This window comes from Cryobacterium sp. TMB3-10 (assembly GCF_004402305.1).
Lineage (GTDB): Bacteria > Actinomycetota > Actinomycetes > Actinomycetales > Microbacteriaceae > Cryobacterium > Cryobacterium zongtaii.
In genome coordinates, this window is sequence record NZ_SOGH01000018.1 from 12,347 (window position 1) to 24,612 (window position 12,266).

Sequence of the window (12,266 nt, forward strand, 5' to 3'; positions counted from 1 at the left end):
TGACGCTACGGCAGGAGCAACCCCCTCTGACATAAAACGCCGACTCCAGCCGCGAGGGCCCGCAGCTGATCGGGTGACTGCTCAGAAGTGCCGCCCACGTCAGCCTGCGCCTCGTACTCGCGAGCTTGCAGCTCGATCACAACCGCCTGATCCACGCTTCCCGACCGTGCTGCGACCCACTCCGATCGTTCCCGCCTCGGCGACCTCGTCGCGCGAGGTGCGGCCCCGCCGCTCATGCGCATCCATCGTTCCGGCGACCGCGGCCTCGGCCGCCGTCTCGACACTCTCCGTACGTACCCCGTCGACAGCCGCCTGCTGTAGGTCGGTGAGGAGCTGCGGAACGTCACAGCGATCACAGCATCCACGGCGGCGTCGTGGCCGGGGACGGCCTTCGCCTCGTTCAACGGGTCCGAGAAGCCCGGCACCGGCACTCGGTCGGTGGCCTCCGCGGCAACGACCACGGCGAGGGCCTTCTCTGCGGAGAAGCCAGCCGGGCCGTCCCGTATGGGGATCTGCCAATCCCTGAGCGTTCCGGTGTCTCGTAACCCAGTCGTCTTGAAACTCATGGGATACGAGACACAATCTCGCTCTTGGTGTCCGCGCCAGACAGCCGGGAAGTTGTGCGGTGGTATCAGCGCCCGGACTGCGAATCGGTACCTGGTCGATCTGCCAGTTTGCCCTCGGTTCGTAACCGCCTGCGCAAGAACCCGCACTGCACGGTCAGCCCCACCAAAGGCCCGGTGGATAGAGCCAGCGCAGCACGGGTCTCCAGAGACAGCGGAATGAAGAGCACAACGATAGACACCACCGCCGCGACTATCCAACCGGCCGCGTATTCGCGGTGCTGGCCTCGGGCCACCAGTGCTGCCCCGGTCACGCACAATGCCCCGATGACTCCGGATGAAACGACCAGCGGTACCAGAGCCGCTGAAGACAGCAAGAAGTCGCCACGGCTGATCCAATCGAACGCCACGCGGCCCCACAGCGCGGTGGCGCCGCCCAGCGTCGCCATTGCGATACCAATGACTGCGAACGTCTGGCCGATGAGGCGCCACGGGCTCAACGGCGACGTCGTGAACCTCGTGATCAGGTAGCTTTGCAACGCGAACAGTGGCACGAGGACGGGTGCCCGGGTGAAAGTGATGGCGAGGATCAGAGAACCGAGTTCGTCCTGCTGTTCTGGGTGGCCGAAGAAGGCCAGCACCATCGGGAATCCGTTGACTATGAGCGCCATTGCTGTGGCTGCGATGACAGTGTGCCCAGAATTCACCAGCAGCCGGCCGAAGCCAAGCGACGTCCAGGAGATGCTCATTGTCGTGCGCGGCGATGCCAAGACGACGACCGCGAGTGACAGGGGAAACGGCAGGATAACCGCCCACGCCAGTTCCTGAAGATCGCCGCCAACAAGCACGGCCCCCACTACGGCGGCGAACCGGAAGATGCCGTCGAGACCGATGACCGCCGCGAGGTGCCGCCACCGGTGGGCACCAGCAAATACTCCGCTTAAGGTGGCGACGAAGACGTTGGCCCCGGCGCCGATTGCGACCTGGAGAACTAGGCCAGCGTGTTCTGCGCCTAGTGTCGCCGGTGCCCACCAGATCCCGGAGACAAGGACAACAGCGACGACCCCGGCCGCGACTAAGGCGGCGAACACCCACAACGACCGCCGCGGTCGTCTGCGGACAGGGGGCGCCGTCTTACCCGACTCGGCAACAGCTCGAAGCTCTGTCTCGACAGCTGTGGCGCGCGTCGTCTCCTGCTGGATGCCGAAAAGAATGCCGACTATTAGAAACAGTGACGACCAAAACACTCCGAAAACAGCGTAGCCAGAGCTGCCCAGTGCCCGGACAGCCAACAACATGACGACGAAGCCGGACAGCCCGCTGATCAATGTCGCTGCCAATACCCATCGCACTGTGGGCTCCCGAGGCGCGTCAGGAGCACGACTGTTGGCCGTGATCTGCGGAGAAGCCATCAATACGCCCTAGCTCAAGGAGGCCCGGTTCCCAGCGGTGGTGAAACCTCGGTCTGTGAGACTGAACTTACCGTCTGGTCGTGCTCTATTGCTTTCAGCGATAGTCCAAGGCTGAGAGGGCGGTTCTTGAGACGTGGAGACCCGCTACTGGTCGTTCAGAGTCTCATAACCTATATTCCTCATATCCCGTGGGATACGAGACACAGGAGATCGCCGGTTCACCGGCGAGTGGCAGGTATTTTGTCTTGCATCTGTAGGGATACAAGACAGTTTGCGTACATCAACGTTGCGCGGCAATCACGGCACCAAATAGTTCGGCGGTTCGATGTGCGCAACGCACGCGCCCGGTCTCCGCGTGCTGAAACTGGGCGACGTCGTGACCGCCGTCGACTGGCGTCGCGATCAGCGCCGGGTGGGGATTAGCGAGTAGGTGCTTCGATCGTCATCTCCGCAAACGGATAGTGGCAGTCCGCTGTTGCTGGCACGTCTTCACAATCCCGGTCGGGGTCGAGCATGATGTAGCCGTCTCCCGTGAGTTCGGATGGAACGGTGACAACGACCGACTGACCGGAGCCCTTCTCTATTCGGGCGCCTGTCGGTGTGTCACCACTTCCGAGCCGCACGATCACTTCGCCTTCCGTAGCGTCCGTTATGGGGCAATGCTCTGGCGTGGTTGTCACCGTCACGGTTTCGCCTGCTATTGAGGTGGGCGGAGTGACGCGGAGCATCAGCGGGGTCTGCTCACAGTCAGCGCCGACTTCCAAGGCCGCGATTCGCGAGCTCTTCGCCTTTAGTGGACGTGCATTGGCGAGGCTTGCGTCCACTACCTCCCGCTCGCCCAGCGGCTCGGACAGGGTCACGGTGAATGGGGTTGCAGGGTTTGACGGACAGGCGTTGATGCCGCCTCGTGGCCGCACTCCGAGCACGAGGCTCACCTGGTCGTCAGTCTCGATACTCACCACCTCAATGCGCTCCTCCGCATCATCGCCCCCACTGCAGGTCTCCTCGGTCACGAGAAGGCGCAACTCCTTCGACAGCGGATCCGGCGGCGACTGGAACTCGACGCCGGGCACAGTCAAATCACCCAGGTCCACGGTGAGCGCACACCGGCTGCTCGAAGCGCCGTACCAACCCGGTGTGAGGTTCGTCGCGTCGTCCACCCAAGCGACCGTGTGCACCTCACGGTCAGGAGCGAGTCCCGGGGACACCGGATCTGCCACCACTTCAATGTCGCGCATGACGCCAACGGTGTCTTCCGTGGATACCGCCACGTACCAACCCTCCCCCGAGGGCACGCCCACTGGACTGCCGTCGTCCCACACCGCTTCTGAGAGCGCGGTGTGCCCATGCTCGCCAATGGAACTCATCGGCACACGCGCCTCCAGGGCCCCACGGGAGATCGACAATCCGTCGCACAAGAAGACGTCACCGGCGACAAATGGTGTCGGTACGATGCTGGGCTCTAAATCAGCAGCGGATCCTGCGCATCCGGACACTGCGAGCATCACAAGCACTGCGCCTAGGCCAGAGAAAGCGATCCTGTGCATGCTGCCCCTTTGTTTTGGATGCTCACGTGGGCGGCAGGCTCTCGCTCAACCACCCCGAGTGCATTTTCGAACTCGTCGGTTTCGTTCGTTCACTAGATAATGTCCTGAACGGGCCGCGGAGTTCTCATCAGCCTCGAACTGGGGTGCTTGGGAACCCAAATCGAGTTGTCATTACGATGTGACGCGTCTCGTAACCCAGCTGACTCAAAACTCATGGGATACGCGACAGAGTCGCGTGGAATGACCGTCGGCAGGTGTCCCTTGTCAGCGGCTTCTGTCCATCAGAGCGGGCCGCGTCCTATTGTTGGCGAGTGAGCGATGATTCGCGGGTCATTGATCCGGTTACGCAGGTTGAACTACTGGTGCCTGCCTACGGCCCTCCGGAAAGAGCGATTCGCCGGGCCGCTCTAAAAAGAGACGGACTTCTGCGGGCGATTCAGTTCTATCCCGAGTGGCCGCATCCATGGCCGTTTTGGGACGAACGCGGTGACGTTTCCGCGGAGGATCTCGGGCTAAGCGATGCACTTCGGGAGGACCTACGTCGCTGGGGCGACGAGTGGGATACGACGTACCGGTATGACACCGGCTGGCCGAGTGTCGCTGCGCGGGATGTGTGGATGAACGAAGGGGATGACCTCGCCGAACGCGTCCAGCGTGAGGTCTGGGATATCGCCGATGTGAGAGCCGAACACCGGGGATTTCGGGAATTTCGACCTTGACGCGAAAGCCACTTGCGGCGGTTGAAGCTCTCATCCGCCTCGCGCGGACCGTCGGTGTCTCGAAACCGTTGTGACTCATATCCCATGGGATGCGAGACATCGGGCACCTGCCGGCACTGAGTCCATGGGCCCCGAGCTCCTATTTCCGGACACGGACTATCCAGCCGACAAGTACACCGTGATGTCCGCGCGGACTTTGCAGGCTCAAGACGCTGTGCTGCATGGCACCACCAGTTTCTGCCACCCTCACTCCGCGTTCCGCTGGGTCTTCCGACGGGTGAAAGCGCACGGAGATCTGGTCGATTCGAGTCACGCGACCGGTGAGGTCAGTCCAAACCAAAGTCTCCGTTGGGTGCCGCCGCGCTTCGGCGTAAGTGTCCAGCTGTAGAGAGATTGTTCGGCGGCCTGCAAACAATTGGGTCGCCCAGTCGTCGTCCATCGGCACGAGTTGCCAGTCGACGAGGTGATCGAGTGCGACATCGAAGCCCTCCTCAGCGACCTGCCACTCGGTCAGCCACACATCGGTCTCGTGTGGACCGCCGCTCGGCTCGATGTCCTCAGCGTCGACCGCTCCTACATCCTTTTTGACGAGTGGGCGGAAGGAAAAGACGCCGAGACGCTCACCACTGCTCGCGCCGGGGGAATCATCACGTTGACTCCGCGCACGCATCGCCAAACGCCGCTCACTGCTCGGGACCGTCATTCAGCCAGAATACGAACCCCAGCAGCTGAGCACTACTTCTCTGCGGGAGGCCCGCCTACGTCACGAAGGTTGCGGACAATGCGAGGGGTTCGAGGCGTCTCATTACCTATGCGCCTCGTATCCCATGGGTTTCGAGGCACGTAGGCTTTGAGACATGGGGATCGCTCGTGGGGTCCACCAGACTGGCGCGGTCTTCGAAACCGAGACTAACGTCTGCAAGTATTGACGCCATGATGCTAAACGGCGACGGCGGCCTACAGATCAGTTACGGAAGCCTTCAGCTCAGTGACGGAGCTCTCTGGTCGGGAGATCTTGAACACGATCGTCTGCCTGAGGAAGTCGCGGTCTATTTCGCGAAGAATGGCGATCCGGGCCAACGATACGGCGTGGCAAGTAACGAGCGCGCTCCCCAACACGTGTTGAGGAGACTGCTCGACGATCTCGAACCCGGCGTGTGGGGAAGTGTTCTGATGAACCGAGCCACGAGTACGGAGACGCTCGAAATTGCCGCTTCACTTCATCCTGATTCGGATGGCATCATCGGCAATCATCTCAATGCTTCAACGGAACGGATGAGACGCCTCAGAGGTAGCTATGTTGTCGGAGCTCAATTCGATGTCTTTTTCGAACGCGTTAGCGCTAGTGAAGCTGAACGGGCTCTCCTTCACAAAGCCATCGATGAACTCGACAATCGAGCCACACTGGGCGCAGCTTGGGACACCGTTCGTCCACCGCCGCAGATCGAATGAAGAGCGCCCAAATGCCAACCTGAATGAGGCCGAAGAAGTGTCCCCTGACCTTTCTGCCTCATAGCCCATGGCATACGAGACATTGAGCTCAGCCCGAAGAGGGTCGGTCGCTTTTTGAGGGGGTGTCCTGTGCACCCGAACTTAACGCCATCGACAGCTACGGAACTGACGCCCCATCCGCCCACGGCGGCTCGACGCTCACGATTTACTATGCGTCTCGTTGCGGCCCGACCTGAGATCGTTCCGGGTGCTTCGCATCCGGAAGTAGTCGGCCAGCAAGAATCCGCCGAATACGACGAGCGCACCAACAAACACTTCGCCTACAGGCGCTCCCGTCAACACCCAGTACAGGAACGTGCTTCCTGCCATGGCGGTGGCCCAGAGGATCGAGGTCAGGACTTTTCTTTGGTGGCGTTCCATAAGACGGACCATTTTCGTTGGGGTAGCTGATCTCAGCACTGTTGCCCTCTGAATCGGCATGAGTGCGCAAAGAGCCACTTCGGCACCTTGCACCGTTTGGCACTAGGTGAGCTTCTCGATTTTCCTTGTGACGTTGTTTCGCAAGCGGTGAAGCGCCACGATGAGGTCACGGGGGATGCTCACCACGACGGCGTTGGTGTGGTCTGCAGACACGTGCACGAGAATGTTCACATCGTTGAGGGTCGCGTCTCGTTCACCATACGCGGCACCCTGGGCGGCATCGTTGTCGACGCCGACCATGAGGATGTTGAACCCTTCTCTGTAGCTTCCAAGCTGGGGTGCTGGAGCATTGGTCTGCCCGACGCCGATGTCGATGGCATTATCATCGACCTTCTGACTGAAGTTCGAGACGGCAATGGCGGCCACCGAGGCCGTGCTGACGACTGCGACAGCCATCACCATCGCCATCCACCGCAGAAAGGTCGTGTACGGATTCGATCTTTTCAGACGCCCGTGACGCGCGATTCCCACAACTCGCGTGCTTCGTCTGCCGTTGTCAGCCACAGCGACCGGGTTCTCGTAGGCGCGGGTGCACCGGAGTCTGGGTTACCGTCCCGTTCCAGAAATCAGCTCTCATCGGGTCTGGGCGATGATCGCCTCAGCAACTGTGGCCGCTCCGTCGGATGCCACGCCAAAGAGCGTCTGGCCGAGAGTGAAATAGACAGGCGAGCGAGGCCCGTCCTCACGACGCGCCTGCAGCGCCGTCTCCCCTGCCACTGCTCCGTCGAGAACGATCGGTTCGAGCGCTGACGAGATGTCGGGCATCGTCGCCAGCTCCTCGATGAACGGGTCGAAGCCGCGTATGACGGTGATTTCAGTGTTCCCGAATCCTTCTGCGAACAGCTCGCACCTGAACACACCGATTCGCGCCTCCACAGCGTCGGCGAGTCCGTCGATGGTTTTCGCGCGCGAATCGACCAGGGTGTACTTCACCGACGCCCCGTCAAGCTGCAGCGCGTTCTCAATTCCCACCTGGTCGAGGCCACCGTCACAGCGTGCCTCGCCCTCGCGGAACTGACCCTTTGGCCAGCCCACTTGGTCAGCCGTCGCCGCGGTGATCGTCGCGAAAGTCGTTTCTGCGGCAGGCATCATTGCATCGAGGACGCCATCGAACGACGCACCCTCGAATCGGCTCCCACCACTGATGAGACCCGACGAGGTAACCCGCATGTCGACCCAGGCGGTCCCCACGGGAGCGGATATCCGCCATCCGGACTCGCCTGCGCTGGTTACCGCGTCGACCTGGCCGACTGTTCGGTGTTCCTCGGAGGGGACATCGCCTGCATACGGGGCCACCCAGTCGGCCGCCGCGTCGGGCAGCACCTCAACGCTCAAATACGCCCAATCGCCCTGTTCATCGCTGATGCCCACCTGTCCCGTTCCCGCTCGCCAGGAACAGGCGAGTCCGCCAGCTCCGGTGAGCAATGCGTGCTCGACGGCGTAGGAAGGCTGTACGGCCTCCACCAGCGCGGGCGTCACACCATCGGTGCCCGTGAGCGCCAGGACCGCGGCGTCTGGTGACAACAGATCCGCGCAGGTGAGCGGCGTTGTTGTGTCAATAGTCTCGGCCGCGACCTTCGAGGAGGCAGGGGCGCTTGCCGGCGCCACGGCCGCGCACGAAGCCAGCGAGGCGGTCAGCACAACGAGGACGGTGGAGGCAGCAAAGCGCAGAGATCGCATATCCCGACACTAACGGCGCACTGAGAGGGCCTGAGCAAAAGGAATGAGGTGACATTCGCTGAATCGGTGTCGACAGCGGGTGTCTCACTGGCTGAGACACAGCCAAGGGCCGCATGGAAGATCCAGCACCCCCAAAAACTGGGCTCACCCCGACAAGTCACCCGCGCACGGCGTTTGGACCACCAGGCTGCCTCGTAACTCGGGCGTGCCCAGCCGTGCTCAACGCCACATACTTGAGCCATGAAACGCACAGTCATGCTGCCAATGTTGGCCGTCCTCGCGTCCCTCGCCCTGACGGGCTGCGCACCCTCGGCCCCGGCGGCAGCGCGCGGCGCAGACACCCCCCTCGAACCAATCGACGCCTACGCTCTGTGCAAGGCTCAGACCCTGTCACTAGCCAACCCGGCTTCGCCTTCTGGCATATCGTGGGCCCCGTTTGAGAGTGCCGTCTCGTTGGTCCGCGACGACGGTGCAATCGGCATCTACATCGAAGCCACCAACGAGAACCGGGCCGAAGGAAGCGACGGGCGGGACATCGGCCTTTTCTGCAGGGTCGGCGGGACCATAGGAGAGCCCGACTGGCTCGGCTTCGGCGTTGGCTCGAGAGAGACAGACCGCGACTACATACTTGACATACTGTCAAGGACGGACCAGGCCTGAGCGTAGCCGGCGCGCTCTGCAGCGCTTGAGGACCCTCGAGCGGGGGGGCTCACTCCACTGCCGGCGGCGGCGCCAGTGCAGCAGCGATCAGGCCACGAATGTAGTCGTAGTCCGGTTCTGAAGGGTCGACCCCATTGTCCGGGACGAGCTCAACGGTGGCCATGGGGAGAGCCTTCGTCTTGCCGACCAGGTTGGTGAAATACCCCAACGCGCCTTGCGGGATGTCGGTCTTGACCACCTGCTGGCCGGCCGCTGCGATCCCCTGGAACTTGGTTAGCACGTTCGCGGGCGTGAACTGCGTGAGGATCGCCTGCTGCAGGACACGCTGACGGGCCATGCGGTCGTAGTCGCTGGAGCCGTGGCGGGCCCGTCCGTACCAGAGGGCGTTGAAGCCATCCATGTGCTGCTGACCCGGCTCCACCCAGCCTTCGACGTCGCTGAGATCGTCTTCCCGACCGCCGATGGGGAGCCGTTCGGCGACGTTGATGTCCACGCCGCCGAGCGCGTCGATGAGGTCGGAGAATCCTTGCATGTCGATGAGCGCGTAGTACTGAATCGTGAGACCGGTGACACCGCGTGCGGCGTCGCGCATCCCCTCGATACCGGGTTCGCTTCCCGCGGCCACGGCGTTGGGGTACATCTCCGGACTCTTTTGATCCACCTCGGTATAAATCGCGTTGAGCATGCACGCCGTCACATCACAGAAGTCCTCGTAGCCATAGCCGTTCGGGTACGCCGCGTTCAGCGGCGAGTCCTCCGGGAAGGGGACCAGGGTGAGATCCCGGGGCAGGCCGATGCTGACGGCCTGCCCCGTCTCGGCGTCGATGCTGACCACCGACATGCTGTCCGGGCGCATACCGTCTCGGTCAGGACCAGAGTCCCCGCCCAGGAGCAAGATGTTGTAGCGGCCGTCGACCGGCGGCTCTGACGGTGCCGTGATGAACATCGTTGAGAGGACCCCGCTTGCCGTTGTGGCCACGTAGGCGCCGTACCCGGACGAGCCGGCCACGACGATCATGACGATCGTCGCCAGCCCTGCAATGTAGGGCCGAGCCTTGGGGAGAATCCTCACCAAACGCACCAGGCGAAGGGTGTCAAAGGTCAGGATTACCCACAGCAGGCTGTAGAACAACATCACCGCGGCCAGGGCCCACAGGCCGATCGTATTGGTGGCCACGGTGAGCACGAGATCGGGATTGACCTTGTACACCACGCCGGCCGTTGCCAGCAGCGCGAGGAAGCTCAGAGACGCGCGCAGGCCGAACCGGCCGAGGCCGCGGCTACCAGCGAGCACCTGCGCAGATCCCGGCATCAGGATGTTCAAGACCACGAGCCACCACGCTCGACGCGTCATGACAGGTCGAGAGCCCGGATCTGGATAGCGAATCGGACTGGAAGACCCGACAGAGAACACGTGTCCCCTTCTCACTTGCATCTCAGAAGCCAAATTAGCGCCGTGGACGCAACCGCCCCCTAGGACCCCCACCCCGCGAGCACCGAGCACACACGTTACGCCTTATGAATCGAACGAATGCCGGAACCGACCGGTGACAGAGCACTTCCGTCCAAGATCACTCCCCTATTGGGGGCATACATGCCGAGGCCCTACCGGGAGCACCGGCTGTTGGCAGCCCACGAAGTGCACGAAGCGGCAATACCATCAACATTATGAGATCTCCCGCCCAGACCTACGGCACCGCCGTTCTTGTGTTGGTCCTAGGCGCCGGTCTCTCCTCATGCACAAACCTCATTGGCAAGCTGCGACGACATCATGCCGGGGAAGCTGGCTCAGGACCTTTTCGGGAGGTCCGCCGAGGTGGTGCAACTGCACACAAGTGAGCCTGACGCTGTCGATCCCCTGGTCGACAGAATGGTCAGCGATGGCATAGCCTGCGGTGGCCTTATCAACGATGTCGTGATCCTCGATGGTGCCGTGTACGTTGGCCAGCTTGCCATGGATGAGGATCAATGGGCGGTGACTAAGTCAGAGTTTGCTGCCGACGGTCACGACGTGGTCGATGAAATCGTCGAAGGATGGGTGTACGTGTCTAAGCCCGGCGATGATCCGACAATGGGCAGTGGTTTCGCCTGGCGAGACGGGGTGCTCTACTACGTACAGAATCCCTTCGTGCTCGCGCTGCTGCCACCCTTCGCGTCAGAATTTGCCGAGGCTACGCCTCTGTCCTGAAATGCTGAGCAACGTCACGGGCGACGGCCCCTGCGGCCGCCCTAAAGAGAGACGGACTTCTGCGTGCAATTCGGTTCTATCCCGGAAGGAACTCACCATGGTGGAAGCCTCAAAGACTGGTAAATCCGGCTGGCGTCGACACTTCGATATTCCTTACGTGCAGGGCGCCGCGTTGATCCTTTTGGGAATCATGATCCTCTTCCAAGGTGCCGGCAACCTATGGATCATCCTGATCGCGGGGATCATGTTTGCGATCGCAGGTGTCGGACTCACGGTACACACGCAGAGTCGCAACGACGATATTTAGCTCTCGTCGTGGGATATGCGACGACACCGCACGCCCCGCGGGCAGAGCGCTGAGCTGGGTTGAGGGAGCATCTTGTGCTTCTGGCGGTCTTCTACCTGCTGTCCTCGCGGCGGCGGCTCAACCCATCCGCTGCTCGGGATCTTCAAGGCTCCGACCCGGAACTCGCTCGAGCCATGTCGGACGTGCGAGCCGACATCGAGCGGGGCCAGCGAGGGCTCTGAAGTCTCGCAGCCGCGACGGCATGAGCCGATGCCGCCAGGATGCCTCATAAAGGAGAGCGTCGTTAACCGGACGGCCAATTCACTTCGAGCTTTCGAATTCGTTGAAGATTGCTTCAAGGGCGCTGAGAGCACCTCGTGACTCGTCGTCCTTTTGGTCGAATGTCCCCGCATAGGTAGAAAGCGTCTTCCATAGCGCCCAGCCCCGCCCACGCGCCCACGCCGGAGCGTCGATATCCAGCTGGTTCCGGAACACATTTCGACCCTCCGAGGTCAGTAGTGTCCAGGCTCCCGCAAGATCGCAGGATGGATCACCCACACCGCAGGTTCCAAAGTCTATGACGGCCGCCAACCGGCCATCGACGAGCAACAGGTTGCCCTGAGCGATGTCGCCGTGGAACCACGCTGGCGCACGATCCCAAGGAGCGCTCAAAGCTGCGCCCCAAATGTCCTCCGCTAGCCCGACGTCGATTCGGCCCTCAAGAACACTCAGCGCGTTTCGTAGTGTCGCGTCAAAAGTGCGCAGTGAGCCGCCGCGGAACCAATTATGCGTACCAGGGCGGGGTCCGCCGGTGGGGTCTATCTGTTGCAACGCTTCGAGGAAGTCGGCGAGGTCCTCAGCAAACCGAAGCGGGTCGGCAACGCGATCGGCGGCGGCCGTCTCTCCGTCGAGCCACGCGTAAACGGACCACGAAAACGGATAATCCTCGCTCGGGCGTCCCTTCCCCAGAGGGGTCGAAATGGGCAACGGGAGTTGGCCGGCGATCTGAGGGAGCCAATGCTGCTCCTTCTCCACCGCGAGGGCATACTCAGCCGCGCTAGGTAGTCGGACCGACATTTCCGGGCCGAGATGGAATGTCCAGTTGTCCCATCCGCCGAGGGCGACCGGCGTGACAGGGAGGGCGGACCACTGGGGAAATTGTGTTGCGATGAGCCGCTGCACTAGTTCGCTGTCGACAGTGACACGGGCAGGCAGGGGTCCAAGGTCATGCCCGCCGCTCATGCTGCACATCGTAATCAACACCTTTGCTCGCGCGTGA

General features: G+C 62.1%; 13 protein-coding genes. 5 read left to right on the plus strand and 8 right to left on the minus strand.

Annotation, left to right across the window (positions count from 1 at the left end; translation table 11 throughout):
- Positions 1-5: 5 nt before the first annotated feature.
- From E3T22_RS06915 to E3T22_RS06925, 3 genes are all read right to left on the minus strand, one after another.
- On the minus strand, positions 6-566 hold the full coding sequence (locus E3T22_RS06915) for a hypothetical protein (RefSeq protein ID WP_134479584.1): 561 nt from the start codon (positions 564-566) through the stop codon (positions 6-8).
- Between the two features lie 65 nt (positions 567-631).
- Positions 632-1,903 (minus strand): hypothetical protein, encoded by a 1,272-nt coding sequence (locus E3T22_RS06920; protein ID WP_134485923.1) that lies wholly within the window; start codon positions 1,901-1,903, stop codon positions 632-634.
- Between the two features lie 491 nt (positions 1,904-2,394).
- A complete protein-coding gene (locus E3T22_RS06925) occupies positions 2,395-3,342 on the minus strand; it encodes a hypothetical protein (protein WP_134479586.1) in 948 nt (315 codons plus the stop codon).
- A gap of 491 nt (positions 3,343-3,833) precedes the next feature.
- On the opposite strand from E3T22_RS06925, the gene E3T22_RS06930 reads away from it, so the two are divergent.
- Positions 3,834-4,241, plus strand: a complete 408-nt coding sequence (locus tag E3T22_RS06930) for a hypothetical protein (protein WP_134479587.1) — start codon at positions 3,834-3,836, stop codon at positions 4,239-4,241.
- Between the two features lie 139 nt (positions 4,242-4,380).
- Here E3T22_RS06930 and E3T22_RS06935 read toward each other — a convergent pair whose 3' ends face one another.
- Entirely contained in the window at positions 4,381-4,944 is a 564-nt protein-coding gene (locus tag E3T22_RS06935; protein WP_134485924.1) for a DUF6578 domain-containing protein, read from the minus strand.
- A gap of 230 nt (positions 4,945-5,174) precedes the next feature.
- Here E3T22_RS06935 and E3T22_RS06940 point away from each other — a divergent pair, with 230 nt between their 5' ends.
- Entirely contained in the window at positions 5,175-5,693 is a 519-nt protein-coding gene (locus tag E3T22_RS06940) for a hypothetical protein (RefSeq protein ID WP_134408867.1), read from the plus strand.
- Between the two features lie 522 nt (positions 5,694-6,215).
- Here E3T22_RS06940 and E3T22_RS06945 read toward each other — a convergent pair.
- Positions 6,216-6,569 (minus strand): LCP family protein, encoded by a 354-nt coding sequence (locus E3T22_RS06945; protein ID WP_166789277.1) that lies wholly within the window; start codon positions 6,567-6,569, stop codon positions 6,216-6,218.
- Positions 6,570-6,746: 177 nt separating this feature from the next.
- Positions 6,747-7,853: a hypothetical protein gene (locus E3T22_RS06950; RefSeq protein WP_134480490.1), complete on the minus strand. Its 1,107-nt coding sequence runs from the start codon at positions 7,851-7,853 to the stop codon at positions 6,747-6,749.
- Between the two features lie 240 nt (positions 7,854-8,093).
- Between E3T22_RS06950 and E3T22_RS06955 the strand changes: the two genes are divergently transcribed.
- The gene (locus E3T22_RS06955; protein ID WP_134480489.1) at positions 8,094-8,513 is read left to right on the plus strand and encodes a hypothetical protein; all 420 of its coding nucleotides are present in this window, start codon (positions 8,094-8,096) and stop codon (positions 8,511-8,513) included.
- A 49-nt stretch (positions 8,514-8,562) separates the two neighbouring features.
- Here E3T22_RS06955 and E3T22_RS06960 read toward each other — a convergent pair whose 3' ends face one another.
- Positions 8,563-9,843, minus strand: coding sequence for an LCP family protein (locus E3T22_RS06960; protein WP_241983624.1), 1,281 nt, complete (start codon positions 9,841-9,843; stop codon positions 8,563-8,565).
- Between the two features lie 486 nt (positions 9,844-10,329).
- On the opposite strand from E3T22_RS06960, the gene E3T22_RS06965 reads away from it, so the two are divergent.
- A complete protein-coding gene (locus E3T22_RS06965) occupies positions 10,330-10,701 on the plus strand; it encodes a hypothetical protein (RefSeq protein ID WP_134480487.1) in 372 nt (123 codons plus the stop codon).
- A 97-nt stretch (positions 10,702-10,798) separates the two neighbouring features.
- On the plus strand, positions 10,799-11,008 hold the full coding sequence (locus E3T22_RS06970) for a hypothetical protein (protein WP_134480486.1): 210 nt from the start codon (positions 10,799-10,801) through the stop codon (positions 11,006-11,008).
- Positions 11,009-11,308: 300 nt separating this feature from the next.
- Here the strand turns inward: E3T22_RS06970 and E3T22_RS06975 are convergent, their stop codons facing one another.
- Complete coding sequence (locus E3T22_RS06975; protein ID WP_134480485.1) at positions 11,309-12,229, minus strand: aminoglycoside phosphotransferase family protein; 921 nt, start codon at positions 12,227-12,229, stop codon at positions 11,309-11,311.
- Positions 12,230-12,266 lie beyond the last annotated feature (37 nt).

Coding starts and splice junctions, on each gene's coding strand:
- E3T22_RS06935 (WP_134485924.1), bottom strand. CDS start 4,944: ATGACGGTCCCGAGCAGTGAGCGGCGTTTGGCGATGCGTGCGCGGAGT.
- E3T22_RS06915 (WP_134479584.1), bottom strand. CDS start 566: ATGAGTTTCAAGACGACTGGGTTACGAGACACCGGAACGCTCAGGGAT.
- E3T22_RS06945 (WP_166789277.1), bottom strand. CDS start 6,569: ATGGCTGTCGCAGTCGTCAGCACGGCCTCGGTGGCCGCCATTGCCGTC.
- E3T22_RS06955 (WP_134480489.1), top strand. CDS start 8,094: ATGAAACGCACAGTCATGCTGCCAATGTTGGCCGTCCTCGCGTCCCTC.
- E3T22_RS06925 (WP_134479586.1), bottom strand. CDS start 3,342: ATGAGTTCCATTGGCGAGCATGGGCACACCGCGCTCTCAGAAGCGGTG.
- E3T22_RS06975 (WP_134480485.1), bottom strand. CDS start 12,229: ATGAGCGGCGGGCATGACCTTGGACCCCTGCCTGCCCGTGTCACTGTC.
- E3T22_RS06940 (WP_134408867.1), top strand. CDS start 5,175: ATGATGCTAAACGGCGACGGCGGCCTACAGATCAGTTACGGAAGCCTT.
- E3T22_RS06970 (WP_134480486.1), top strand. CDS start 10,799: ATGGTGGAAGCCTCAAAGACTGGTAAATCCGGCTGGCGTCGACACTTC.
- E3T22_RS06950 (WP_134480490.1), bottom strand. CDS start 7,853: ATGCGATCTCTGCGCTTTGCTGCCTCCACCGTCCTCGTTGTGCTGACC.